This window comes from Halobacillus salinarum, from assembly GCF_022919095.1.
GTDB lineage: Bacteria > Bacillota > Bacilli > Bacillales > Halobacillaceae > Halobacillus_B > Halobacillus_B salinarum.
In genome coordinates this window covers 2,269,217-2,293,139 of record NZ_CP095073.1, presented here as the reverse complement: position 1 = coordinate 2,293,139, position 23,923 = coordinate 2,269,217, and the positions used below count along the sequence as shown (strand labels likewise).

23 protein-coding genes and 1 pseudogene are annotated in these 23,923 nt (G+C 40.9%); 7 read left to right on the top strand and 17 right to left on the bottom strand.

All coding sequences use genetic code 11. The annotated features are described in order from the left end of the window. Positions 1-69: 69 nt before the first annotated feature. The 5 genes from MUN89_RS11725 to MUN89_RS11705 all read right to left on the bottom strand — a co-directional run bounded on the left by MUN89_RS11725 (position 70) and on the right by MUN89_RS11705 (position 4,618). Entirely contained in the window at positions 70-1,371 is a 1,302-nt protein-coding gene (locus MUN89_RS11725) for a pyrimidine-nucleoside phosphorylase (protein ID WP_244707924.1), read from the bottom strand. Between the two features lie 25 nt (positions 1,372-1,396). Then, positions 1,397-2,218 (bottom strand): purine-nucleoside phosphorylase, encoded by an 822-nt coding sequence (locus tag MUN89_RS11720; protein WP_244707922.1) that lies wholly within the window; start codon positions 2,216-2,218, stop codon positions 1,397-1,399. Continuing rightward, the gene (gene deoB / locus MUN89_RS11715) at positions 2,215-3,411 is read right to left on the bottom strand and encodes a phosphopentomutase (RefSeq protein ID WP_244707920.1); all 1,197 of its coding nucleotides are present in this window, start codon (positions 3,409-3,411) and stop codon (positions 2,215-2,217) included. Before deoB ends, MUN89_RS11720 begins: the two co-directional genes overlap by 4 nt. A 98-nt stretch (positions 3,412-3,509) precedes the next feature. Then, positions 3,510-4,400: a site-specific tyrosine recombinase XerD gene (xerD, locus tag MUN89_RS11710; protein WP_244707919.1), complete on the bottom strand. Its 891-nt coding sequence runs from the start codon at positions 4,398-4,400 to the stop codon at positions 3,510-3,512. Positions 4,401-4,405: 5 nt separating this feature from the next. Continuing rightward, positions 4,406-4,618, bottom strand: coding sequence for a YqzK family protein (locus MUN89_RS11705; protein ID WP_244707917.1), 213 nt, complete (start codon positions 4,616-4,618; stop codon positions 4,406-4,408). A 236-nt stretch (positions 4,619-4,854) separates the two neighbouring features. Between MUN89_RS11705 and MUN89_RS11700 the strand changes: the two genes are divergently transcribed. Next, positions 4,855-5,586 (top strand): 3-ketoacyl-ACP reductase, encoded by a 732-nt coding sequence (locus tag MUN89_RS11700; RefSeq protein ID WP_244707915.1) that lies wholly within the window; start codon positions 4,855-4,857, stop codon positions 5,584-5,586. Positions 5,587-5,650: 64 nt separating this feature from the next. Here the strand turns inward: MUN89_RS11700 and fur are convergent, their stop codons facing one another. The 3 genes from fur to MUN89_RS11685 form a co-directional block, all read right to left on the bottom strand. Then, positions 5,651-6,139, bottom strand: coding sequence for a ferric iron uptake transcriptional regulator (gene fur, locus MUN89_RS11695; RefSeq protein ID WP_244707913.1), 489 nt, complete (start codon positions 6,137-6,139; stop codon positions 5,651-5,653). A gap of 113 nt (positions 6,140-6,252) precedes the next feature. Further along, positions 6,253-6,891 (bottom strand): stage II sporulation protein M, encoded by a 639-nt coding sequence (spoIIM, locus tag MUN89_RS11690; protein WP_244707912.1) that lies wholly within the window; start codon positions 6,889-6,891, stop codon positions 6,253-6,255. Between the two features lie 310 nt (positions 6,892-7,201). Next, positions 7,202-7,750, bottom strand: coding sequence for an NUDIX hydrolase (locus MUN89_RS11685; RefSeq protein ID WP_244707910.1), 549 nt, complete (start codon positions 7,748-7,750; stop codon positions 7,202-7,204). 100 nt (positions 7,751-7,850) lie between these two features. On the opposite strand from MUN89_RS11685, the gene MUN89_RS11680 reads away from it, so the two are divergent. Then, positions 7,851-8,774: an aldo/keto reductase gene (locus tag MUN89_RS11680; RefSeq protein WP_244707908.1), complete on the top strand. Its 924-nt coding sequence runs from the start codon at positions 7,851-7,853 to the stop codon at positions 8,772-8,774. A 77-nt stretch (positions 8,775-8,851) separates the two neighbouring features. Here the strand turns inward: MUN89_RS11680 and MUN89_RS11675 are convergent, their stop codons facing one another. From MUN89_RS11675 to MUN89_RS11655, 5 genes and pseudogenes are all read right to left on the bottom strand, one after another. Further along, positions 8,852-9,073, bottom strand: coding sequence for a YqkE family protein (locus MUN89_RS11675; RefSeq protein ID WP_244707906.1), 222 nt, complete (start codon positions 9,071-9,073; stop codon positions 8,852-8,854). Next, the gene (locus MUN89_RS11670) at positions 9,070-9,402 is read right to left on the bottom strand and encodes an iron-sulfur cluster biosynthesis family protein (RefSeq protein ID WP_244707904.1); all 333 of its coding nucleotides are present in this window, start codon (positions 9,400-9,402) and stop codon (positions 9,070-9,072) included. The genes MUN89_RS11675 and MUN89_RS11670 overlap by 4 nt, the downstream gene beginning before the upstream one ends. Before the next feature lie 60 nt (positions 9,403-9,462). Continuing rightward, positions 9,463-10,196 (bottom strand): annotated as a pseudogene (locus MUN89_RS11665) (SDR family NAD(P)-dependent oxidoreductase). Positions 10,197-10,266: 70 nt separating this feature from the next. After that, positions 10,267-11,232 (bottom strand): MBL fold metallo-hydrolase, encoded by a 966-nt coding sequence (locus tag MUN89_RS11660; protein WP_244707902.1) that lies wholly within the window; start codon positions 11,230-11,232, stop codon positions 10,267-10,269. 197 nt (positions 11,233-11,429) lie between these two features. After that, positions 11,430-13,058: a M20/M25/M40 family metallo-hydrolase gene (locus MUN89_RS11655; protein ID WP_244707900.1), complete on the bottom strand. Its 1,629-nt coding sequence runs from the start codon at positions 13,056-13,058 to the stop codon at positions 11,430-11,432. An 84-nt stretch (positions 13,059-13,142) separates the two neighbouring features. On the opposite strand from MUN89_RS11655, the gene MUN89_RS11650 reads away from it, so the two are divergent. The 4 genes from MUN89_RS11650 (at position 13,143) to MUN89_RS11635 (ending at position 17,723) form a co-directional block, all read left to right on the top strand. Next, on the top strand, positions 13,143-13,895 hold the full coding sequence (locus MUN89_RS11650; protein ID WP_244707898.1) for a glycerophosphodiester phosphodiesterase: 753 nt from the start codon (positions 13,143-13,145) through the stop codon (positions 13,893-13,895). 100 nt (positions 13,896-13,995) lie between these two features. Further along, the gene (gene namA / locus MUN89_RS11645) at positions 13,996-15,012 is read left to right on the top strand and encodes an NADPH dehydrogenase NamA (RefSeq protein WP_244707896.1); all 1,017 of its coding nucleotides are present in this window, start codon (positions 13,996-13,998) and stop codon (positions 15,010-15,012) included. Between the two features lie 410 nt (positions 15,013-15,422). Next, on the top strand, positions 15,423-16,349 hold the full coding sequence (gene rnz, locus MUN89_RS11640) for a ribonuclease Z (RefSeq protein WP_244707895.1): 927 nt from the start codon (positions 15,423-15,425) through the stop codon (positions 16,347-16,349). A 12-nt stretch (positions 16,350-16,361) separates the two neighbouring features. Further along, positions 16,362-17,723: an aldehyde dehydrogenase gene (locus MUN89_RS11635; RefSeq protein ID WP_244707893.1), complete on the top strand. Its 1,362-nt coding sequence runs from the start codon at positions 16,362-16,364 to the stop codon at positions 17,721-17,723. A 153-nt stretch (positions 17,724-17,876) separates the two neighbouring features. On the opposite strand, the gene MUN89_RS11630 is transcribed toward MUN89_RS11635, so the two are convergent. The 3 genes from MUN89_RS11630 to MUN89_RS11620 all read right to left on the bottom strand — a co-directional run bounded on the left by MUN89_RS11630 (position 17,877) and on the right by MUN89_RS11620 (position 22,278). Continuing rightward, positions 17,877-20,027, bottom strand: coding sequence for an ABC transporter permease (locus MUN89_RS11630; protein ID WP_244707891.1), 2,151 nt, complete (start codon positions 20,025-20,027; stop codon positions 17,877-17,879). Then, positions 20,024-20,725 carry an ABC transporter ATP-binding protein gene (locus tag MUN89_RS11625; protein ID WP_244707890.1) on the bottom strand — a complete coding sequence of 234 codons (702 nt, stop codon included), beginning with the start codon at positions 20,723-20,725 and terminating at the stop codon, positions 20,024-20,026. The genes MUN89_RS11630 and MUN89_RS11625 overlap by 4 nt, the downstream gene beginning before the upstream one ends. A 305-nt stretch (positions 20,726-21,030) precedes the next feature. Next, positions 21,031-22,278, bottom strand: coding sequence for a DNA polymerase IV (locus tag MUN89_RS11620; protein WP_244707888.1), 1,248 nt, complete (start codon positions 22,276-22,278; stop codon positions 21,031-21,033). Between the two features lie 120 nt (positions 22,279-22,398). On the opposite strand from MUN89_RS11620, the gene MUN89_RS11615 reads away from it, so the two are divergent. Then, on the top strand, positions 22,399-22,695 hold the full coding sequence (locus MUN89_RS11615) for a hypothetical protein (protein WP_244707886.1): 297 nt from the start codon (positions 22,399-22,401) through the stop codon (positions 22,693-22,695). A gap of 59 nt (positions 22,696-22,754) precedes the next feature. Here MUN89_RS11615 and thpD read toward each other — a convergent pair whose 3' ends face one another. Continuing rightward, entirely contained in the window at positions 22,755-23,651 is an 897-nt protein-coding gene (gene thpD / locus MUN89_RS11610) for an ectoine hydroxylase (protein WP_244707884.1), read from the bottom strand. Positions 23,652-23,923: the final 272 nt, after the last annotated feature.

Here is a 23,923-nt window from a genome sequence, read left to right as displayed (position 1 = left end):
ACTTCTATACAAAATAGAGGACAATAAAAAAAGACTTCATGAACGCTCATGAAGCCTTAATTTGTTCTTTTATTTAATTACTTTATGAATGAGGGCAGGTGCTTCAATTTTTTCGTCAGCAATCGTATACGCCTCTTTCACTTTAGAAATGGAAGCTTCAGGCTGCTCTTGATCACTATGCAGCGTCACAAGAGGCTCTGAGGCAGTTACCTTATCACCAATCTTTTTGTGTAATGTTATGCCGACACCATGGTTAATTTCATCATCTTTCGTAGCTCTTCCTGCTCCTAAGTACATAGCAGCCACCCCAATTGATTCTGCATCAATTTCTTTTACGAAGCCATCCGTATCAGCTTTGACTTCAACAGCATATTTTGCCTGAGGCAGTTTGTTCAAATCATCGATCATGTCCACATTGCCTCCTTGAGCTTCAATAAGAGTACGAAGAGCGTTAAACGCTTTTCCGTTTTCTAAGTTCGCTTCAAGCGCCTGATAAGCTTCTTCATAGGAGGAAAACACTTCAGCAAGCAAGGTCATATGAGCAGCGATTTCCAAAGACAGCTCTCTTAAATCCATGACTTTTTTTCCTTGCAGGATTTGCGCCGCTTCTTTAATTTCGTTAGCATTTCCTACTTCATACCCAAGCGGCTGATTCATGTCACTGATGACTGCTACGGTGTGACGGCCGAGATTATTGCCGATATTCACCATTTCACGTGCCAGTGCTTCAGAGTCTTCCAGCGACTTCATAAACGCTCCGGAACCTGTCTTTACATCAAGTACGATGCTATCAGCACCAGATGCAAGTTTTTTACTCATTATCGATCCTGCGATTAAAGGCATTGAATCAACTGTGGCTGTCACATCTCTAAGGGCATAAAGCTTTTTGTCAGCTGGAGCGAGGTTTCCTGTCTGCCCCGCAACGGCTAGTTTGTGCTGATTGACGTTATTGATGAACTGTTCCTTTGTCATTTCAATCTGTAGTCCTTCAATCGATTCGAGCTTATCCAAGGTACCACCTGTATGACCTAACCCTCTACCTGACATTTTAGCTACTGGAACACCCACTGACGCAACAAGCGGTCCAACGATAAACGTTACTTTATCCCCGACGCCTCCCGTCGAGTGCTTATCTACGATATGGCCTTCAATCTGTGACAAATCAATTGTTTCCCCAGAATCAACCATCGCCTGTGTTAACGTAGCCGTCTCTTTTTGCGACATCCCTTGAAAATAGATCGCCATCGTTAAAGCTGAAGCTTGATAATCCGGGATCTCCCCTTTTGTATAACCTTCAATAAAGAAATAAATTTCTTCTTCTGTTAATTCCCCGCCGTCTCTCTTTTTAACGATAATGTCATACATTCTCATCTCAATTACCCCTTACTCTTTTGTTTTAGGCTGGCAATGCTTTTAGCAGATCTTTAACAAAACCGAGAAAATCTCCTCTAACTTGGGCAGTCGTTTCAATGACTTCATCATGAGTTAATGGTTGATCAAGAATTCCGGCTGCCATATTAGAGATACACGAAATACCTAACACACGCAGCCCTGAATGTGAGGCTACAGTGACTTCTGGCACAGTTGACATCCCTACAGCATCTCCGCCCAAAATTCGCAGCATCCGCACCTCTGCTGCCGTTTCATAAGCAGGCCCGGTATTTCCTACATACACACCTTCGCGGACTTTAAGGTCAAGACGCTCCGCACAAAGTTTGGCTAGTTTTATAAGATCACGATCATAAGCTTCGGACATATCCGGGAAGCGTGGCCCCAACTGCTCGTCATTAGGTCCAATCAAAGGACTGTCTCCCATGTTGTTGATATGATCAGAAATAATCATTAAGTTCCCAGGCTCAAATGTTTCATTAATTCCGCCGGCCGCATTGGTGACAAATAATGTTTCCACACCTAACTCTTTCATCACTCTTACAGGAAAGGTTACCTGCTCCATTGTGTACCCCTCGTAATAATGGAAGCGTCCTTGCATGGCAATGACTTGACGACCTTCTAATTCTCCTATGACCAGCTGTCCTTTGTGCCCTGAAACCGTTGACTCAGGAAAATGAGGGATATCCTTGTAGGGAATGACCGCCGGATTTTGAATTTCATCAGCAAGAACCCCTAACCCTGAACCTAAAATCAAACCTACTGTAGGGGATATATCCATTTCCTTCTGAATAAAATTAGCTGCATCTCTTAAGTACATTTTGTTCATGCTCTCTCTCCTCCTTCTGAAATATTTTTTAAAAAGCTTTGGCCGTATGCAGGCTTCTTCACTGAGAAATTTTCCGCAATAGTAGCCCCAAGATCTGCAAATGTGTCTCTTTGTTCTAATTCCCGACCTTCTTTAATAGCTGTATGGTAAGCAATCAGCGGCACAAGTTCACGAGTATGGTCTGTCCCGTGGTGAATTGGATCATTTCCGTGGTCAGCCGTAATTAGCAGCAAATCTTCAGGCTGTAATTTTTCAAGAACTTCTGGTAAGCGTTTATCATAAGCCTCCAGTGCCTCCCCATAACCCTGTGGATCACGACGATGGCCGAACTTTGCATCAAAGTCCACCAGGTTTAGAAAAGAAATTCCATTAAAGTCAATGTCCATAGAAGCCACAATCTGATCCATACCATCCATATTATCCTTTGTACGCACAGCTTTCGTAACCCCTTCACCATCGTAGATATCTGAGATCTTTCCAATTGCGATGACGTCATAATCTTCATCTTTAAGTTCATTCATCACAGTACGTCCAAAAGGTTTCAAGGCATAATCATGGCGGTTGGAGGTCCGCTCAAATGATCCTGGTCTGCCAACAAACGGCCTGGCGATCACTCGACCCACCATATATTTTTCATCAAGCGTCAGCTCACGGCAAAGTTCGCAGATTTCATAAAGCTCTTCCGGAGGGATAACCTCTTCGTGTGCTGCAATTTGTAAAACAGAATCCGCAGAGGTATAAATAATTAAATCTCCAGTTTCCATATGATGTTCTCCGAGTTCTTTAATAATCTCAGTTCCAGAGGCTGGTTTATTGCCAACGATTCCACGACCCGTGCGTTCTTTGATCTCGTTTAACAGTTCTTCTGGAAATCCGTCAGGAAAAGTTCTAAAAGGCTTATCTATATAAAGACCCATGATTTCCCAATGCCCCGTCATCGTGTCTTTTCCGTTAGAGGCTTCTTTCATAGTGGTATAATGAGCTTTTGGCTTATCGGCAGGTTCTATACCTTGGATAGGTCGAATATTGCCCAGACCAAGCTCTTCCATGTGCGGCATATGTAACCCGTTCATATGCTCAGCAATATGACCAAGTGTGTTGGCTCCTTTATCATTAAACTCTCCGGCATCAGGTGCTTCCCCAATACCTACGGAGTCCATTACGATTACAAAAATACGATCAAATGTTTTCATTCTCGATCCCTCCTAAGTTTTACTTTCCCAAACAAATTAAAAATTACGCTCATCTTGCAAGATGTAGGATGTCAGACAACTAAAAACCCAAAAAAAGTTTACGCTCGTGGATGATAAGAGCGATAAACTTCGTTCAACCGTGATTTTGTCACATGTGTATAGATCTGGGTCGTAGAAATATCAGCGTGGCCGAGCATTTCTTGAACAGCTCTTAAATCTGCTCCGTTTTCAAGTAAATGAGTCGCAAAGGAATGCCTTAGTGTATGGGGGGTAATTTCCTTTTGAATCCCCACTTCTTGGGCAACCGCTTTCAGAATCTTCCAAAACCCTTGTCTGGATAAAGAGTTTCCATGGTGATTAACGAAAAGTTCTTCTGTCGTTTTATGCTTGATCAATGTACTGCGATAATCTCTTAAGTAGACTTCAACAGCGTCTCTAGCCAAATCCCCAAGGGGCACAATTCTTTCTTTGGATCCTTTACCAAGGCAGCGGACAAATCCCATCATTAAATTTAAATCTGAAACTTTTAATGATACGAGTTCTGTTACGCGAAGACCTGTTGCATAAAGCATTTCCAGCATGGCTTTATTTCGTGCTGTAAAAGGATCCTCAGCTTCCAGACTTAACAGTTTCTCCACATCTTTTGATGAAAGGACCTTCGGAAGTTTCCTTTCTTTTTTTGGCGTTTCAATATGTAAGCTGGGATCCTGACCGGCAACCTTCTCACGAATTAGAAATTGGTGGAAAAGCCTGATCGAAGAAAGCAGTCTGGCTACAGTGGCACGAGAGCGCCCCTTATCATTCAACTCATACAAATATTTCATAATATGAGTACGTGACACACGGTCCCAATCATTCACACCTTCCTGATTTTCAAGAAAGTTCATATATTGAGTCAAATCACGTTTGTACGATTGAATGGTGTTCTTAGATAAGCCTCGTTCCACAGTTAAGTAATGTAGAAAGTCATCAAGTGGATGCTGCATCATGACTTTTATTCCCCCAGTTGAAAAAAAATCGATAAACGGTCTGTCCAATCTTGATCAGCCGGTTCAAATACTTTTACAGCTGAACCGCCTGGCGGGTCGTATCGATGTTGTCTATCATACTCCTCATGTACCATACGCAATGCGAAATAAAATACACATGTACAAACTACAAATACAATAAGGACTTTCAGCAGATCCTCAATTGTGCGCTTTAGCATCGCCTTTTGGGCCTCCCTTTTCTATGACTATAGTAAAGGATATGCCTAAAAAACACACAAATATACATGTCAGCCTTATCTAATCATAACCTACACGATTTTATTTCGTTTGTAAATAGATTCCTCCTTCCACTCTAATTTACTCTTTTTTCTGAAAATACTGCCTGCTGTTTCTTTTAAACAAAGAAATTGCTAACCGTTAAGAAACTATTTACACTAGAGAAAAATGAGAAAGGATGATGAACTTGAGCCAGGATATTTCAAAAAAAGTAGCATTTGTAACGGGAGCAAGCAGAGGAATAGGGAAAGCTACTGTCTTGCAGCTCGCAAGCGAAGGAGTTCACGTCGGACTCATTGCCCGAAACGAAGAAAGACTTGATGAAACTGCAAAAAAAGCCGCAGACTTTGGGGTGAATACGGCATCGGCTTCTGCTGATCTTGCTGATCTAAAGGAAACAGTACAAGCCGTAGATTATTTAACTGCCAAGCTTGGGTCTCCAGATATCCTTATTAATAACGCCGCAATCAGCACCAAAGGCTCTTTTCTAGACATCGAACCAGATGAATGGAAACGAGTACTGGAAGTGAATGTTTTTGGCACCTACCATATGACAAGAGCAGTCTTACCAAAAATGATAGAAAAGTCCAATGGGGATATTATTACTATTTCTTCTAGTAACGGATTAAAAGGAACAGCCGGTTCTACGTCCTACAGCGCTTCCAAGTTTGCTGTACAAGGAATGACAGAAGCTCTTATGCAGGAAGTCAGAAAAAATAATATCCGCGTAAGTACACTCAACCCAAGTCTTGTAGCTACGGAGTTGTCAATGGGAGACAAGCTTGAAGAAGCAGATAAAGAGAAGTTTATGCAGCCTGAAGATATCGCCGAATACATGGTTTCCCTTCTTAAACTTCATCCGAGGATTTTTATTAAAACCTCCCTGCAATGGGCAACAAATCCATTTTAAAAACAAATGACCCGGCTTCTGTATAGAAGCCGGGTGTGTTAAGTACTCGTTCCTATTCCATTAACTAACGCTCATTTTGTTCATTGGAGCCATTGCCTGAACCTGCTGCGACTTCAGCCTTCTGGCATTGACGGCATACACCATGAAAAGTTAAGCGGTGGTCTTTAACTTGAAACCCCCACTCACCTTCTACCAGCTTTTCTACATCACCTAATAAATCTTCTTCAATTTCTTCCACCGACCCACATTCGATGCAGACTAAGTGGTGATGGAAATGTTGTGCGCCTTCTTTTCTTAAATCATAACGGGATACTCCATCCCCAAAGTTAATTTTATCCACGATTTTCAGCTCTGATAGTAATTCAAGTGTGCGATAAACAGTTGCAAGACCAATCTCTGGTGCTTTCTCTTTTACGAGGAGGTAAACATCTTCCGCACTCAAATGGTCTGCTTCGTTCTCTAAAAGCACACGTACTGTAGCTTCCCGCTGAGGTGTTAATTTATAGCTCTGGGAATGCAATTGCTTTTTAATTCGCTCTATGCGATGCTCCATCTCGTTTGTCCCTCCCTCGTAATTCCAATTTTATTATAATCAGAGACAGAACGAGTGTCAAATTATAATGATTACAATTTATTATTTATAATTATTATTATATGATAATCGATTTATTGATAGATCCACTTTAAAATCATCTCCAGAAATGAATTTGACAAAAACACTTCTACAGTTGACGCGATCACTAACCCTGTCATTAGAACTAAAAACAACATGCTGTAACGAGCAAAAGCTTGTAGAATGGGCTGATGGACGCGCCGAATAAACAGCTGTCTGCACAAGGTCAAAGAAAACATTAATGCAAGTGCCCCAGCCGCTAAATAAACAGGAATGATCAAAAGGTTCTGCGGGGCAATCGCTGCTGATGAGACCAATAGTCCGTACCATCCCATCTGATTGACTAGGAAACCTACAGAGAAACCGACGACTAAACCTTTAATAAATAAAAGAACCGTAATGATCGGCATGCCTACGACGGATATTCCGAGTAGAAATAAGAGGAGCATGTACTTGATGTGATAGAGCATCGTTTCCTTCCAAAGCGTTGCTTTGGTTACACCATCCACATCGATCGTATTTTCAAAGAATTTTTTAAGATAGAAAAATAAATCTTCTTTTTGGACGAAGTTCATGCTGTTGACGATCACGGCTCCAAATACCATTCCCATGATAAATAACACAAAAATAAACACGAAAATATTCACGTGGCTTTGTATGTCTTTTCTTACGATCCGGACACCCTGCTGCATGAATCTTTCACCCTTTCATATACGGTCTATGACTAATCTATGAAAGAGTGGCAGTAAATAGACCACTGCTGCTAAATCCAGTATTATTTTTCCATTAGTATAACCGCCTCCTGCTTTACTAGGCAGATGGCCATCTCTCAAATGAATGATAGTCTTCTTTGGTTTTCTTTTCCGGACATCCGTAAATCCTCTCTATCCCTATAGGTCATCATTTTCTCGTTTCTTTTACTAAATGGTTATAGAGTTGGAAGTACCAACTGCTCTTTCCACCCGGTTTGAATATGTAACTCAGCGAAGCAAGAACGCAGGGTTACTTCTGTGCTTCCTTCAACTTTAGAAAGAGAAGAGCATAGGACGTTTTCACATCGTGAATTCTTTCTTCTTTCTCTAGTTGAACCGCTTCTTCCAGCGTAATTTCCATCAGTTCTACAAATTCATCCTCATCCGTTCCAACTGCTTCTTTCAGCGGGCGGATATTATCAGTAAAATAAATATGGACAAGTTCATTAGCGAATCCTGGAGACGTATAAAAAGATGTGATATATTCTAGATGCTCGGTAGTGTATCCTGTTTCCTCCTCTAATTCCCTAAGTGCAGTAATCTTAGGTTGTTCTCCTTCCTCAAGCTTACCAGCAGGAATCTCCACAAGGCTTTTTTCCATTGGTTTACGGTACTGTTCGACCATCACCAGTTTCCCTTCTTTGGTCAGGGCAATCACAGCAACAGCACCTGGATGGTCAATGAGTTCCCGTTTAGATGTTTTTCCATTGGGTAATGTAACTGTATCGACTCTGAGATCGACAATCTTTCCTTTATAAATGGATTCTGTTTCAATCGTTTTTTCTTCGAATTTTTTCATGCAAACCATCCTCTCAGGTTTAGTCTATTATTGATTCTATCACAGGAATGGATCATTACCCGAGTTTTTCGATAGGATGGAAAAAGAAAGGATGTGGATGATGAATAAACGTCAACTAGGCAATTCAGAATTATATGTATCCGAAATCAGTCTGGGCTGCATGTCCTTAGGCACAGATAAAGAGAAAGCTAAATCAATCATCGATAGGGCATTAGATGCAGGAATCAATTATTTAGATACGGCTGACCTTTACAATTTCGGTTTAAATGAACAAATTGTTGGAGAAGCCATTAAAGGGCGAAGAGAAGACCTCATTCTCGGGACAAAAGTTGGAAACCACTTTACTCCTGGACAGGAAGGGTGGACGTGGGATCCTTCCAAGACTCATATCAAACGAGGAGTAAAGGACAGCCTGCAGCGACTGAAAACAGAGTATATTGACCTTTATCAGCTGCACGGAGGTACGATAGATGATCCGATTGATGAAAGCATAGAGGCGTTTGAAGAACTCAAGAAGGAAGGATATATCAGAGCGTACGGGATCTCTTCCATCCGCCCGAATGTCATAAAAGAATACGTTGAAAAATCTTCGATTGCAAGCGTAATGATGCAGTATAATGCCCTCGACCGCAGACCTGAAGAAGAGGTGCTTGAACTACTTGGAAACCATAATATAAGCGTACTTGCCCGCGGACCTCTTGCTAAAGGGATGCTCTCTTCCAAGGGGGAAGAAAAAGCCAGCAAAAAAGCAGAGGAAGGGTTTCTTGATTACAGTTATGAAGAGCTGATGGCCATCATAAAAAAATGGCAGGATTATGCGAGCGACGATCGCAGCCTTACTGCTCTTGCGCTTCAGTACGTGCTGCACCATCCAACAGTAGCAACCGCGGTATTTGGTGCCAGTTCTCTTGAACAGCTTGAAGATAATTTGAGCTATTTAAAAGCTTCTCCTTTAACAGAGCAGATTTTTGGAGAGCTTCAATCGATGACCTCGCCGATCACATACCAAAAACACCGTTCTTAATGAAGTAACTCTGGTTTTCTTTAATCATTATAAAAAAATAAAACCGCCTGAAAAAATTAAATTTCAGGCGGTTGCATTTATCTTTTGAATGATTTCCAGTCAAGGTCACTTTCATTCAGCAGCTCTTCAAAGCTTTTGTTCGCTTCTCTCTGCCTTTTTTCTTCGAGTCTCCGTTTTCGTTCCTTTTCTGCTAGTTCTTCCTGGTGTGCTTTTAACTGAGACTTTTTAGATTGCAGCTGTTCCAAGACGTCCTTATTCAGCTGATCCTTAAGATTTCCGTGGTTGTTCTTGTTTTTCAAAGTACCGCCCCCTCTTTTACGTCTTTTGAGGATATTATCGGATTCAAAATACCTTCAGGACTGGAGAGACGAAAACTTCCTTTAAGAAAATCAAGCTTCATTTCCGGCTTAAAAAATATCGCTTGCTGGTCATCAATCACAACAGAAAACCATTGATTGTCTACTGTTTTGTCAGTTTCACGCTTCTTTTGGTCAAGGCGAATCGTCGGCAGACCGTTGACACCGCAACCACACCCTTCGGTATCGTAGAATAATCGAATCATCGGCTGTTGCTCACCAGACAACCTTTTGAGCTGGGAAGCTGCTTCGTCGGTAATCGATAACTTCATCAAAGATCACCTCTTTTTACATATAATAAGCAAATCTAAAAGAGGAAGCAATCTTTTTGTTTATTTTTTATTAAATTGGCTCTTCAAAGCTTTTTCCATTAGAGACGGAGCTAAATGATAAACCTTACTCCCTGAATTCATCCACAGAGGCAGATTGATTTCCCGCTTATTCTTAAACAGAGAACGGATAACTGATAAAGCAACGGTATTAGGATCAAGCATAATTGGTTCAACCGAATGCTTATAAATACCGGATGGATCTGCATTCTTAAAAAAGTTCGTCCTTACCGGCCCTAAATTTACTGAAGTCACCATAATGCCCCGGTCTTCTACTTCCAGCCTGAGTGCATTTGTGAACCCTATCACCGCATGTTTTGAGGAGGAATACACCGCAGACTTAGGCGTTGCAACTTTACCTGCTTGCGAAGCTATATTTACAATATGTCCTTCTCCTCTGTTCAAAAAATGCGGCAGCAGCTGGTGGACAGCACGCATGAGCGATTTCACATTGACGTTCAACATTTGTTCGATATCCTGCCATTTCGATTCAGCGACCAAATCGAAAACGGCCATCCCTGCATTATTAATCAAAGCATCAACATACCCGTGATCAAAACAAATTTGATCTATGACATCCTTCCATTCCATGTCATTCGACAAATCCGCTTTATACCAATAACAGGAACCCCAAACTGTTCTTTAATCTTTTCTGTTATCAATTCAAGACGATCTTCCGAGCGGGCAGTCAAAATCGGAACTGCTCCGGACCTTGCTGCATGAATAGCTAGATACATCCCTATTCCGCTCGACGCTCCAGTAATAAGTATCTTTTTTCCTTGTAATCGATTGACCATATTAAACCCCTTAGTTTACATAATATAATTTTTGTCTACTATCATATGAGCTTGCTATTTCCTGAATCGATTCTAAGTAATCAAGTTGTCCTATCGTTTCAGACATGGTTAACCCAAACTGACTACCCATTTGCTTTGTAAACAAATGCTCGCATACTTGATACGCATTCATCGGTGAATGACTGCCGATGATCTTCTTTACTTTTTCAGCGCGTGCCTCCTGACTTTTGAAGCGTTTATGAATTAATTCATGAGCGCCTGAAAAGCTCTGACCGTGGCCCGGATAAACCCTGGATACGGAATAACGTAAAATTTTATCCATTGAATGTCTATATTGCAGCAAAGGCTTTGGACGTTCACTACCTGGCTGAAAAGGAGGCTCCAATAAAGGGTTGGAAGAGATATGAGGCAGCAGATGGTCCCCGCCTAATAAAGCTCCATCAGCCGACCTGAAGAAGGATAAGTGAGATTGTGCATGGCCTGGGGTTTCGATCGTCTCCCAGTCTTCATGTCCTGGTATTTTGTCGCCTTCTTGAAGTTCCAAAGTCAGCTTGCTTTGAGCCGTCCATTTTAACGGTTTTCTCAGTGTCTTCAAAAAAGAATGGAACGTTTCAGGAACACCCGCTTCTTCATACATCAATGTAAAAAACTGTTCGTACCTCTGTAAGTACTGTTCACTTCTTTCCAGCCACGGGCGAAGCTTGTAGTGCCCCGCTATAGTTCTTAAATGAGGAAAAGACTCGATGAGTCCCATGTGGTCAGGATGGTGGTGAGTGAGAATAATCTGCTCCACATCTTCCGGCTCGATGTCGAGCCTCTTTAACTGGGACTTAAGTTCCTCCCATGCCTTCGATGTTTTTACACCTGCATCAACTAAGGTGACTGTGCTTCCTATTAATAAATAGCAGTGTACTTCACCAACAGCGTAAGGAGTAGGCAGTGTTAACGTATGAATCATATCTTTCATTGTCTGCATGACTTGTTCCCCCAAATAAATGAATGATCATTCATTAAATTACTCTTATTGTAGCAGAAATTTCTGTACCAGCCCACTCTTATCTCCAGTAAGAATTAGCACGCTTGAGTCCTGTAAAACTCTAAATTCCATTTTTTCCATGTATTCGAAAAGCAACCCTGCCGGCAAGTTACCGACAAGGTTGGGTTCTCATAAGTTCAGCCTTTTTCAGGAGTTTCGAAAAAATGCGTAATTGTTTTTGCAAGGATTTTCGGAAGCATTTCAAAACTATAAGAAAGTTCAAGCCGCTCTGTCCATTGATGGGCGTCTTTACCCAACGGGCCGATATTAATAATAGGCATCGTTATCGATTCCATGACATCCGTTGGGAGAAGAAAACCTTTCCCTTGGATAGGCATTTGTTCAATCAAATTTTCGATTGGCGACTTACTTGAGACCGGACCGATAAAGCTTAAATCCGAAAGCCCGGTAAAATATTCAACTTCCTGCACTTCTACTCCGTATTCCTCCTTCGCATAATCCATGGCTACCTGTGCGCCATGTTGAATCATCTTGTCGCTGTGCGAGGATACTGATGGATAAAAAGGCGGGCTGTAAAAAAGAATGATCATTGGGCCTAAATCCTTGCACAATGCAGCCAGGTTTTGAACAAGCAGCGTGGAAAAATCCCTGTCTCCTTGATCCCTCTGGTTGATCAATAAATTCTGGTGCCGATCTACTTCTTTTTCGCCAAACCGCTTAACAGCTTCTTCATAAAGGTCCTTATAGGTAAGTATTTTCACCGTAGGTTTAAAGGAAGAGGTCTGCCCTTTCTTTAAATAGTTCGCCGCTTGTTTTTCATAATGCTCTATGATTTTCGGCCGTGCACGTTCACAAGCCCGCAGCAGCTTTTCATTAAGTTCCTCAATGGTCTGCTTCATATAAAGAACATTATACATCGCTACAGCTGCTTGAGGTGTCTGCACGGAGTATTCATGTTTTAAATCCCGTTGCATCAAGCTGATGGGCGGTGGCGTTCTCTCGCCTTCGACTTCTTCAATAAACGCTCCGTTCAGTTCCATTTCCTGAGCGACATAGCTGAGCATTAAATTGGCATTTAATCCTCCAAATGGTTCACCGGCATGTGTTTCTTTCCCATAACATAAAAATCCAGGCAGAGTTTTGCCGATGGACCCTGTGTACAAGTAATAAGCTGGATCACCAGGGTATTTGCTAAACATTGGCTCTCCATTAATAGCAAGCTTGTAAGAAAGCTCTTCGCTCTCTTCTAATTCCTTTAGTATCGGAAGTGCGGCGAGCATCCCTTGAGAATTGACCTCTTCATCAGGTACGGCAATCAATAAGAGATTGCCGTCAAAATCTCCTTCCATAGCTCTCTCTAATAATGATAGATGAACGGTCAGGCCTGCTTTCATATCCATTGTCCCCCTGCCAAAGAGCCAATTCCCAGCGTTTAAATCCTTGGCAGCATCTTCTGGTAAGTCTTTTATATGTTTACGGAGCTCTTGAGTGAGTTCCTTAGGGTAAAAGGCAAGGTTTTGGTATGACCCGTAATCCTGTACACCGACGACATCAGCATGAGCTATTAGGACGATTGTTTCTTGTCTGCCTTCTTTTTTAACGAGAGCTGACATGAGCTGACGTCCATCCTCCAGAGGATGAAGACTTACGTGTCCGGGATGTTTTTGATAATATTTCTTGTCCGCTAAAATATAATATAAGTATTCGATGATCGCTATCTCGGCGTTACTGCCGGTAATACTAGGGTATTCTACTAGTGAGCAAAGCAGTTCGGTTAACTGCTCTTTTGACTTCCATTCACTCATAACAGCCACTCTCCTAATCATTGACTTTTCTCTGCCGATCGCCCACAATCAAAACGAGCATAACCTAGATAAGAGGTGAACCTTTTGACAAAAACTTTCATTTACGCCCACCGTGGAGCAAGTAAACTGGCTCCTGAAAATACGATGGCCGCTTTTGAACTTGCCCGCGAAGCTTATGCTGATGGTATAGAGACAGATGTGCAATTAACAAAAGACAACATCCCTGTCCTTATTCATGATGAGAATTTACGAAGAACAACAAATGGAACAGGCTTTGTTCAAGATTATACATATTCAGAGCTTCGTTTATTGGACGCTGGCAGCTGGTTTTCACCGAAATTTTCAGACAGCTCCATTGTAACATTGGAAGATTTTCTTTGCTGGTTTCAGCCTCAGCCTATGGTATTAAATGTTGAACTAAAAACAAACGTGATTGCATACAAACATATTGAAAAAATAGTTTACGAATGCCTTAAAAATTACCAAGTCCTAGATCGAACAGTTATCTCCAGTTTTAATGCAGACAGCATTATGAAAATGAAGGAGATCAATCCTTCCATCCAAACCGCCTTTCTTACGTCTACTAAAATGAGAAACCTGGCCGGATATGCGGCATCAATTCACGCAGATGCCTTACATGTTAAGCATCGCTTGTTAGATAAAAAGCTTGTAAAAAGCTGCCAGAAACATCGTTTAGATTTAAGGATCTATACGGTAAACCGCCCCACTCTTATGAAAAAGTGTTTTTCCTTAGGCTGTAATGGATTGTTTACAGATGTTCCTTACGAAGCGGTAGAATACTGGAAGCAATGGCAGAAAAGAAAAGACAAGAAATAGGGCGCTTCATTGGGCTGTACAGTTCAATTATTAGCAGACTGCCATCCGTTTTGGTATTTTAAAGTTGTGTTTGATTTATCTATTGAAGGAGGCCGCCCTATTGAAAAATCTGCTCTTTTCTCCCTATACCGTTAAGAACGTCACGTTAAAAAACCGCATCGTGATGTCTCCTATGTGTATGTACTCTTGCGATAATCAGGATGGTAAAATCCAGCCTTTCCATATCGCCCATTATGAAAGCCGTGCGGCAGGACAAGTGGGCCTTGTCATGACTGAAGCGGCAGCAATTCTGCCTGAAGGTCGTATATCACATGAAGATCTGGGGATCTGGAATGACGAACAAATAGAAGGTCTGAAAACGATCACGGATGCCATCCACAGGCATAATGCCAAGGCTGGAATCCAGCTTGCTCATGCAGGTCGTAAAGCGAATTTAAGGAGCACCATTTATGCACCAAGTGCTCTTGCTTTTAATGAATCCTTTAAGCAGCCACAAGAAATGACTAAAGAAGATATCAGACGGACTATTGCAGCATTTAAGGATGCAGCCCATCGAGCTTCTCTAGCCGGATTTGATATTATTGAGCTGCACGGAGCGCATGGATATCTGATCAATCAGTTCCTCTCTCCCTTAACGAACAAAAGGGATGATGATTATGGCGGAAAGGCTGAGAATCGATATCGTTTTCTAAAAGAGACGATTTCTGCAGTGCAGGAAGTGTGGAACGGTCCATTATTCGTTCGTATTTCTGGGGAGGAGTACCACCCTCAAGGAAATACCCAGGAGGATTTTATTTACTTTGCTAAGCAAATGAAAGAACAAAACGTAGATTTGATCGACGTTAGCTCGGGTGGCGTTGTTCCTGCCTCCATAGACCCTTATCCCGGCTACCAGCTCAGGTATGCTGAAAATATTAAGTCAGGAGCTGAGATTGATACAGGGGCTGTCGGACTGATTACAAGGGGCATTCAAGCTGAAGAGATCTTGCAAAATAAGCGGGCAGATTTAATCTTTCTTGCCAGAGCTTTATTAAGAAATCCTTATTGGCCGAAACAAGCTGCGGATGAGCTTGGATATAAGCTCGATGGGCCAAGACAATACAATCGCGGATGGTAATTAAAAATGGCTGGCACGCACGTGTTTCAGCCATTCTAATATCCGAATGATGGTGAAATCTTATCACAAAATTTCACCATCATTCGGATTTTTTATAATGGAAAAACGCCTTATTTAATTCCCGTTATTTCTGTGGGCAGTAGTTTTATAGGATGAGAATAGGCGACGTCCGCCAGCTTTTTCCGGCTTCCGCAGTCTGCCGGATGCAGGCAGGGATAGGCGGAGCTTATTTTCAAAAGTCATAACTATCGACAACTTCGGAATTTCTCTATCTTTCCTTGTTTTGTCTTAAGACGGGTTGCTATTCATCTACTCCCAGTCTCTATTGATTACTTGTCTCTTCGGCAAGGGCGAATTATGTACTTCTATAAGGTTCAGGTGGTATGATGAGAAAAAAGGAGGGATAACTTTTGGAATTATTCTTTCTAGGAACAGGCTCAGGAGTGCCTTCTAAAAACCGCAACGTTTCTTCTCTCGTATTGAGGCTGTTAGAAGAACGTGGAACGACTTGGGTATTTGACTGCGGAGAAGCCACTCAGCATCAAATTTTACATACGTCCGTCCGACCTCGACGAATCGAAAAAATATTTCTCACCCATTTACACGGCGACCATTTATACGGCCTTCCCGGCCTACTTAGCAGCCGGTCCTTCCAGGGAGGGGAATCTCCTGTTACCGTGTATGGCCCTAAAGGTGTGAAGGAATACGTTGACATTAGTTTGAAAGTAAGCGGAACTAGGTTGAAGTACCCTCTTTATATAAAGGAAATCGAAGAAGGACTGCTGTTTGAAGACGAGCAATTCCAAGTTGAATCCATTGCCTTGGACCATGGAATGGAAAGTTATGGGTTTCTAATTAATGAAAAAGATAAACTCGGTGAACTGCAGCCGGATAAATTAACGGAACAAGGTATTACACCCGGCCCTATTTATCAGCAAATAAAGAAACAGCCCGTTACCCGGCTTGATGACGGAAGGGTGATTTATCGTGATGACGTCGTCGGGCCCCCGAAGCGGGGAAGAAAATTGGCCATATTAGGGGATACGAGATATATTCCTTCCTTGAAGCAAAAACTTGAAGGCGTAGATGTCCTTGTACACGAAGCCACATTTGCAAGTAAAGAAGAGCAAATGGCTTATGACTACTTCCACTCGACCGTTTACCAGGCTGCCTCACTAGCAAGAGAAGCAGATGCTGGGACTTTGATTCTCAATCACTTTTCATCGAGGTATCAGGACCAGGACTTGAGTATCTTAGAAAAAGATGCAAAAGCGATCTTTCCCAATACGATTCTTGCTTATGATTATTATCAGCATTATATCCCTTTCCATTTGTAAAGGAGAGAGGTTATGGAAAACTTAGTAAAGCTACAGAAACAATGGTTTGAAGAAGGCCACACGAGGAGCTATGATTTTCGAAGGAAACAGCTTAAACGTTTCAAGCAAATGCTGATTACCTTTGAAAAGCCCATTTTACGTGCACTCCGCTACGATTTGAGTAAATCCGAATACGAGGCTTACGCTGGTGAGATTGCAGTCTTAAAAAATGAGATTAACGAGCAGTTGAAGCATATTAAGCAATGGATGAAACCAGAAAAAGTAAAAGCTCCCTTCACTCACATTGGTTCACGCAATTATATACTAAAGGATCCCTATGGGCTCGTACTGGTAATTGCGCCTTGGAACTATCCACTTCAACTTTCCCTGGCTCCTGTAATTGGCGCAATAGCTGCAGGGAATACCATTATTTTAAAACCGTCTGAAGTGACGCCTACTGTCTCATGGGTATTAAAAAAGATGATCAACCAATACTTCAAAGAGGAATATATTGCAGTCGTAGAAGGCGGTAAAGAAGTGACGGAGCAGCTCATGATGCAGCCATTAGATTACGTCTTTTTCACTGGGAGCACATCGGTAGGAAAAAAAATACTAGCTCAGGCGAGTTCCCGCCTGATCCCTGTAACATTAGAATTAGGAGGAAAAAGCCCGGCTATCGTGCACAAAGATGCTGTACTTCATCTCGCTGCTAAACGGATAGTCTGGGGTAAATTTACAAATGCCGGCCAAACGTGTATAGCTCCGGATTATTTACTTGTGCACCACACTATTAAGAACGAACTTCTTGCTCATATCAAATCTTACATTCAGATGTTTTATGGAGACCAGCCTGTAAAAAATGGGAAATACGTAAAAATTGTTAATGATCATCATTATAAACGATTAAAAAAACATCTTATTGCCAGCGAAATCATTTATGGCGGAGAAGTTCATGATGGCAACCAAAAAATCGAACCTTCCATCCTGGATGGCTTAAACAGCCATGAAGCTCTTAAAGAAGAGGAAATATTCGGCCCTCTTCTTCCGGTATTTACTTTTTCTTCTTTGGAGGAAGCCGTCAGTATGGTAAAAGCAAAGCCAAAACCTTTAGCCCTTTATTATTTTGGCGAAAACAAAGAAGAACAAATGTTTATTACGACATCCCTATCCTTTGGAGGAGGCTGTATTAATGATACGCTTTATCATACTCTAAACCCTCACCTCCCATTTGGAGGAATCGGCGAAAGCGGTATAGGAATGTATCATGGTCAGGCCAGTTTTGAAACATTCACCCATACTAAAAGCATTACTAACCAATCGACAAAGTTTGACCACCGTTTTCGATATCCTGATTCAAAAACCGGGCTTTTTTTCATAAAAAAAATCTTAGGATAACAAATAGCAGCAGACGCATGGTAGGTCCTAGTGTCTGCTGCTTCTCTGATTAATCTTGTTGCTTTTTTAACGCTTCCTGAAGGGAAATCTTTTTTAATTTACGTTTCGACAGAGACAAAGACACCCAGTACGTAAACCAAATCACCACAAGTCCTAGAACGACCATCCCCCGGTAAGTGTGGTCGGAAGGAGGAATCCTGTTTGTTCCACAAGGCTGTTAAATGTAGCTTTCAGTCCAAGCACAGCTAATGGAATAGAAATAAAATAGGATAAAAACACTACAGGAGTGTACACATTTAAAACCAGTTTGGAAACCTCCTGGTTCGTGTAGCCCATTACTTTAAATAATGAAATTGAAGGTGAATTTTCTTCTACAATTAAATTTGTAAGCAGAGTCAAGACGATGACACCGATCATAATAGCGAATCCGGCCATGCCAAAGACAGAATATCGAGTAGCCCCCGAAGACGCTTCAAAGCTGTCAATGACCTTCTGCTTATCTTCAATCATAAACACATTATTAGTAACTTCAGGTTTATTCTTCTGCCAAACTGCTGTATAACTACCCTTTGGATAGCCTAAGAATGCATTAACCTTTTTTAAAGGAAGATAGAGAGTTTTTCCGATGTAAATATCTGTAACCCCCTGAACCTGGGTATCCCATTCTTTTTGGTTCAGCGTATTCGTCAGCGTCAAGGAATCCCCTTTATTTACCCCGAGTACGGCAGCTAATGGCCTACTAATTACAACTCCATCATTAAGAGACTGATTCAGCCTCTCTTCCCCATTCATTAAATGTAAATAATCTGTTTCAGGTATAATTCCGTATAGACTCGCTTTCGATTTTTTCCCCTTGTCATTTGCTATTTTGATTTCCGACATCACAAATGGACTTTCGGATTCAGGCACTTCATCCGATTGCAAGGATTTATAATGGACGGCGTAATTATAACTCTGAACATCCTGATAAGTTGTATCGACCAGCTGGTTCATCGAACGAAACGCAATAAACCCAAACAGAAGGAGTATGGTGGAAAACATAACTCCAAGAAAAATATAAAAACTTCTAGCCTTATTTCGAACGAGCAGCCTTAACCGGAATCTTCTTATAAAAGTACCAGTTTGCATCCATGGAAGCTTCTCAAACCAGGATTTCTTTCCACTCGTTACTTCCTTCGGTCGAAGCAGAGTTAAAGGATCCAGTCTTAACGTTCGGTGAATTACAACTGTTGTCAAAAGTACTAACAGTATAATCGGCATGAAAAAACCTATCAATAAGGCTGAAGGACTCCAGTCAAACATGGAAACAGCAGGTAAATTAAAATAATTCGAATACATATTGGATAATGGAACAGATAATCCTGCGCCTGCCAATATTCCTGTAACACTTCCTGTTAATCCAACGATCCAAGCATAGCCAAGATAATGGAATTGCAACTCATTCCGTCGGTACCCTAACGCAAGCAGTGTACCAATCTCTTTCCTTTGAAGCTCCAAACGTCGCTTCATGAGCATCAAAATCATTACTATTGAGAGAATGAGAATAAAGGTGGAAAGAGAAGTTATGGTCGTACTTGCCCCCTCAATTTCTGAATCTATATATTGGATTCTCGCATTTTCTTCATTTTCAACATATTGCAGAATGGCTGATTGTTTTTTTACATCAGTAAGAAACTCATTAGGTATTTTGCCATTTTCCTTAAATCCCAGTACCTCTGTCTGCAATGGCCGATTCGTTTTTGAAAACGTGTCTTGTACTGTAATCCCAATTCCAAACTGCTTTGGATTGCTTATAATGTCGTACTGGTGCTGAATCATATAGATGTAGTCAGGTAAATATACAAAACCTGTAATTTTCCCTTTCGTACCATTTAAGTCAATTTCATCACCAATTTGGAAACCATTTTTCGCTGCAAAAGCCTCTGCTACAGCAATTTCCCCAGACTTATCCGGCATCTTCCCTTCAGAAATAAAAGGAATGTTTATTTTATTCGTTATTCCTAACAACCGCAACGTTGTATCCTCAGAAACTTGGAGGTTCTGGTAATGTCTTTCTTCTAATTTAAAATGATACTCATTTTCCCATGTCGACAACTGCTCTTTAGAAAGCGTATCACTTGTTACTAAATGAAAGCTTTCCTGGTTGTTTTCTTTGGAAAACTGCTCATTTCTCTTATCAAGGGTAGAAATTGCCATCGACAAACCTACATACAGCATCACAGAAAAGAAGAGCAGAAGCGTAACCCCTGAATATTGAAATTTTTTCTCTCTGATATTTCTTGGTATTGTTTTTCGTAAGATCATGCCCAGGTCACCTTCTCTGGTTCGATAGGGTGTTCATTGATAAAAGAATCAGTAATTTCCCCACTCTTCATTCTTATGACACGATTAGCCATATCTCCTATCCCTTGATTATGAGTAATAATTAACACCGTTGTCCCATAGATGGAATTCACATATTTCAATAACGAAAGGATCTTTTTGCCCGTTTCTTCATCCAGAGCCCCGGTGGGTTCATCACACAACAAATACTTTGGATTTTTAATAAGCGCTCTGGCAATTGCTACGCGCTGCTGCTCCCCTCCGCTAAGCTGATAAGGAAATTTGTTTTCCTTATCTTCCATTCCTACCTTTTGTAAAATATCCTCCATATCTAACGGCTGGCTACTCAATTCTTTACCGACCTCTACATTTTCCTTTACCGTCAACGTTGGGATGAGGTTGTACTGCTGAAAAATGAATCCGATATTATTTCTTCTGAATTCTGTTAGCTGGCTGGATTTAAGCGTTTCCAGATAACTGCCTGCTACTTCTATACGTCCGGTGTCAAACTGATCAATCCCACCAATAACATTAAGAAGTGTGGATTTCCCTGAACCGGACGGCCCTAGAATTGTCACGATTTCATGGTCAGGAACCTCTAAAGTGGCCTCTCGTAACGCGTGAATATCTACTTCTCCGCTTCTGTATTTTTTGTTTACATTTTGTACTTTGATCGTCATTCCCATCAACTCCACTTTAATTTTGAAATATATTCTATGTAATATTTCAATTCTACAATCATCTTACAACACTTAACATTGTCCTACAACATTTTTTGAAATATTCCAATCGAAATATTTCATTTTATTATATGTTATTTATGTGAATGATTGGCAAGAAAGGTATGGATCATTAATCTCGGGGAATACAATTGGAAGTTATTAATAAATGATATTTATCATCTATCCCTCAACAAACATAAAATTAGCTTGCAGAAAAATCTCTTCTGATTTCTCTGCAAGCCGAAGCTCCCTATATTATTTGCTCATTCTTTTTTGTAATCATCAAGGAAATCCTTTTGAAAGCTCGTAGTCACCTGTCCTTGTTCTGAAGAGGATAAAGACTTAAATGTATCATTACCATATTTTTTATTGATTTTCTCAATGGCGTCATAAAGCTTTTCTTTGCTGGCATAAGATTCATAATTAAAAATATTCAACTGCTGGGTTACTTCTTCTTTATCAGCTAAGTCTTGAGCAGTCACACCAAGTAGCCTGACAGGTTCCTGCGTCCAATGAGCTTCAAACTGCTGCAAAGCAATATTAAAAATGTCATCAGCCGTATACATATAATCTTGCAGCTGCCTGCTTCTCGTCACCGTTTTCCGATCATAATAACGAATCATAACCTGGACATTTCTGCTTAATACCTGCTTATTCTTCATTCGCTGTTCCACTTTCGCCGCGAGTCTTCTCAAGACTTTGCGAATTTCTGTTTCATCAGTAGTGTCGTGTGGCAATGTAGTAGAAGTTCCGATACTTTTAAATTCGTGGACGGCTTCCGGATCAACAGGTTTCGTATCGATCCCATTTGCTTTGTTCTGCAACCGCTCTCCATTGATTCCAAGGATTCTTTTTAATTCTAAAGGAGAAGCAGCCGCTAGTTCACCAACCGTTTTTATTTGTAAATGATGCAGTTTTCCGGCCGTTTTTTCTCCAATCCCGTGCATTTCCTCCACTGGAAGCGGCCACAGTTTTTTTGCTAAATCCCTTTTTCTTAAAATCGTAATTCCCATCGGCTTTTTCATATCTGACGCCATTTTCGCGAGAAATTTATTTGGAGCAATCCCTATACTGCAAGGAAGGTCAAGTTCGTGATGAATTCGCTCCTGAATATACCTGGCAAGCTCAGGAGGCGTCCCTTGAGCTTCACAATCAGTAATGTCCATATAACCCTCATCAATGGAAACTGGTTGGACAATGGGAGTAACGTCAGCTAGAATTTTGAACATTTCCTTCGAAGCCGTCCGGTACCTTTCAAAGGTGGGGCTCATAACGATTAAATCAGGGCAGAGTCTCCGTGCTTCTCCTACCGGCATGGTCGTTTTCACTCCATACTTCCTTGCTTCATAACTGCTGGTTACTACAATTCCTCTTCTTTCTTCAGGATTACCAGCGATAGCTAAAGGTTTGCCTTTAAGAGAGGGATCGAAAGCCATCTCTACGGAAGCAAAAAAACTATTCATGTCAACGTGGAAAATGACCCGGCCATTTTTTGGATACCATTTGGACACGATTATCCTTCCTTTTCGAACAACTGTTCTTTCCATTATATCACGAAATTCCTTAGCTGCTGAAACGAATACTTTTCTCAATCGTAATTATTAGAAAGCTTATTTTAGGAAGTGTTCTATTTGAACCTGATCATAACCATTCTTCTCTTTTTTTTACTCGTTTATTTTATTGCTGGTCTATTAGGGTATAAAAAAGGCACCATAATTATTGACTTAGATGAAAAATATTTGGTGTTTAATCAGAATTACGTGAATGCGATCATTGAAGAACTATCAAAGCAAGGGAAAACAGCAGTCTATATTGATTACAGAAGATTTTCGATTGATGGCAGAGATTACATCGCCCACGAGCTTCATTGGGGTTTTCTGCAAAGAACATTATTAAAACCTGACAGAACTAAAAAGAACCGTCCATAAGAGTCATCTTATGGACGGCTTAAAATCTTTCAGGAAAGTTCCCTAGTTCAGCTATTCACTTAAGTGAAGCTTAATGGACGTGCCCCTTCTCTAACAGCGATAAACTCCGGACGTTCTTTACCTCCTGAAAAAGGTTCCACTAATTTATTCTCTACACTGTTAAATACCATGAATAAGTTGTTACGGCTATATGGGGTGATATTTCCATTTGATCCATGCATTGTATTGCTTTCAAACAGAGTAATCGCCCCAGCTTTTCCAGTTGGTACAGAAATTCCGCCGCCATTATCGGCAAGCCATCTTAAGCTGTTATGATCGGGTACCCCGAGCTTTTGTTTCTTTAAGGATTCCTTATAGTTGTCCTCAGGAGTCTCCCCTACGCAGCTTACGAAGTAATTCTGAGATCCAGGGATCAACATAAGCGGACCGTTAAAGGTATAGTTGTCAGAGAGAGCAATGGATAGGCTCACAGCTCTCATCCTTGGCATCCCATCTTCCACATGCCATGTTTCAAAATCTGAATGCCAGTCGAATTCCTTACCTGTAAAGCCTGGTTTGTAGTTAATGCGTGATTGGTGAATGTAAACATCACTACCTAGTAAATATTGTACTATGTCTAGAATCCGCTGATCATTCGTAACCTTTTTAAAGTATTCATCGTCATTGTGAACGTGGAAGATCGAACGTATTTCATCACTTTGAGGTTCACGGATCACTTTTTCGGATTGAACATCTTTGTTTGTATCCTGTAATTCAAAAATTCCTTTCTGCATATCCGATACTTCTTCATCGGAGAAAAAATTCTCAATTTGCAAAAATCCATTTTTTTGATAAAAGTTGATTTGCTCTTCAGATAAAGGCCCTTTCTCCTTTGTAACATCTGAATGAATGACTGGATCTTTGCGTTCAATGATTTCTGGTTTGTTATTTTTGCGGGAAGGATAGAGATCTTGCATTTACAAACACTCCTTGTCAAAGATTTATGATCTCTTCTAAGCTGTGTTAGTGAATTTTTCCCCTAGGGAACTCTCCTACGTACTCCCCACATTCCCACTGTTATTGTTGATAAACATCAATTTTTTGAAAAATTAGGACAAAAATGCTCACAAGTCGCGTCAATGCTGGCTGGGATCCATTTTATATTTTTTTATATATTTAAATAACAATTATTAAAAAGGACATGCTTGTTAAAATAACAAACCAGAATATTAACTATTTCAAAATATTA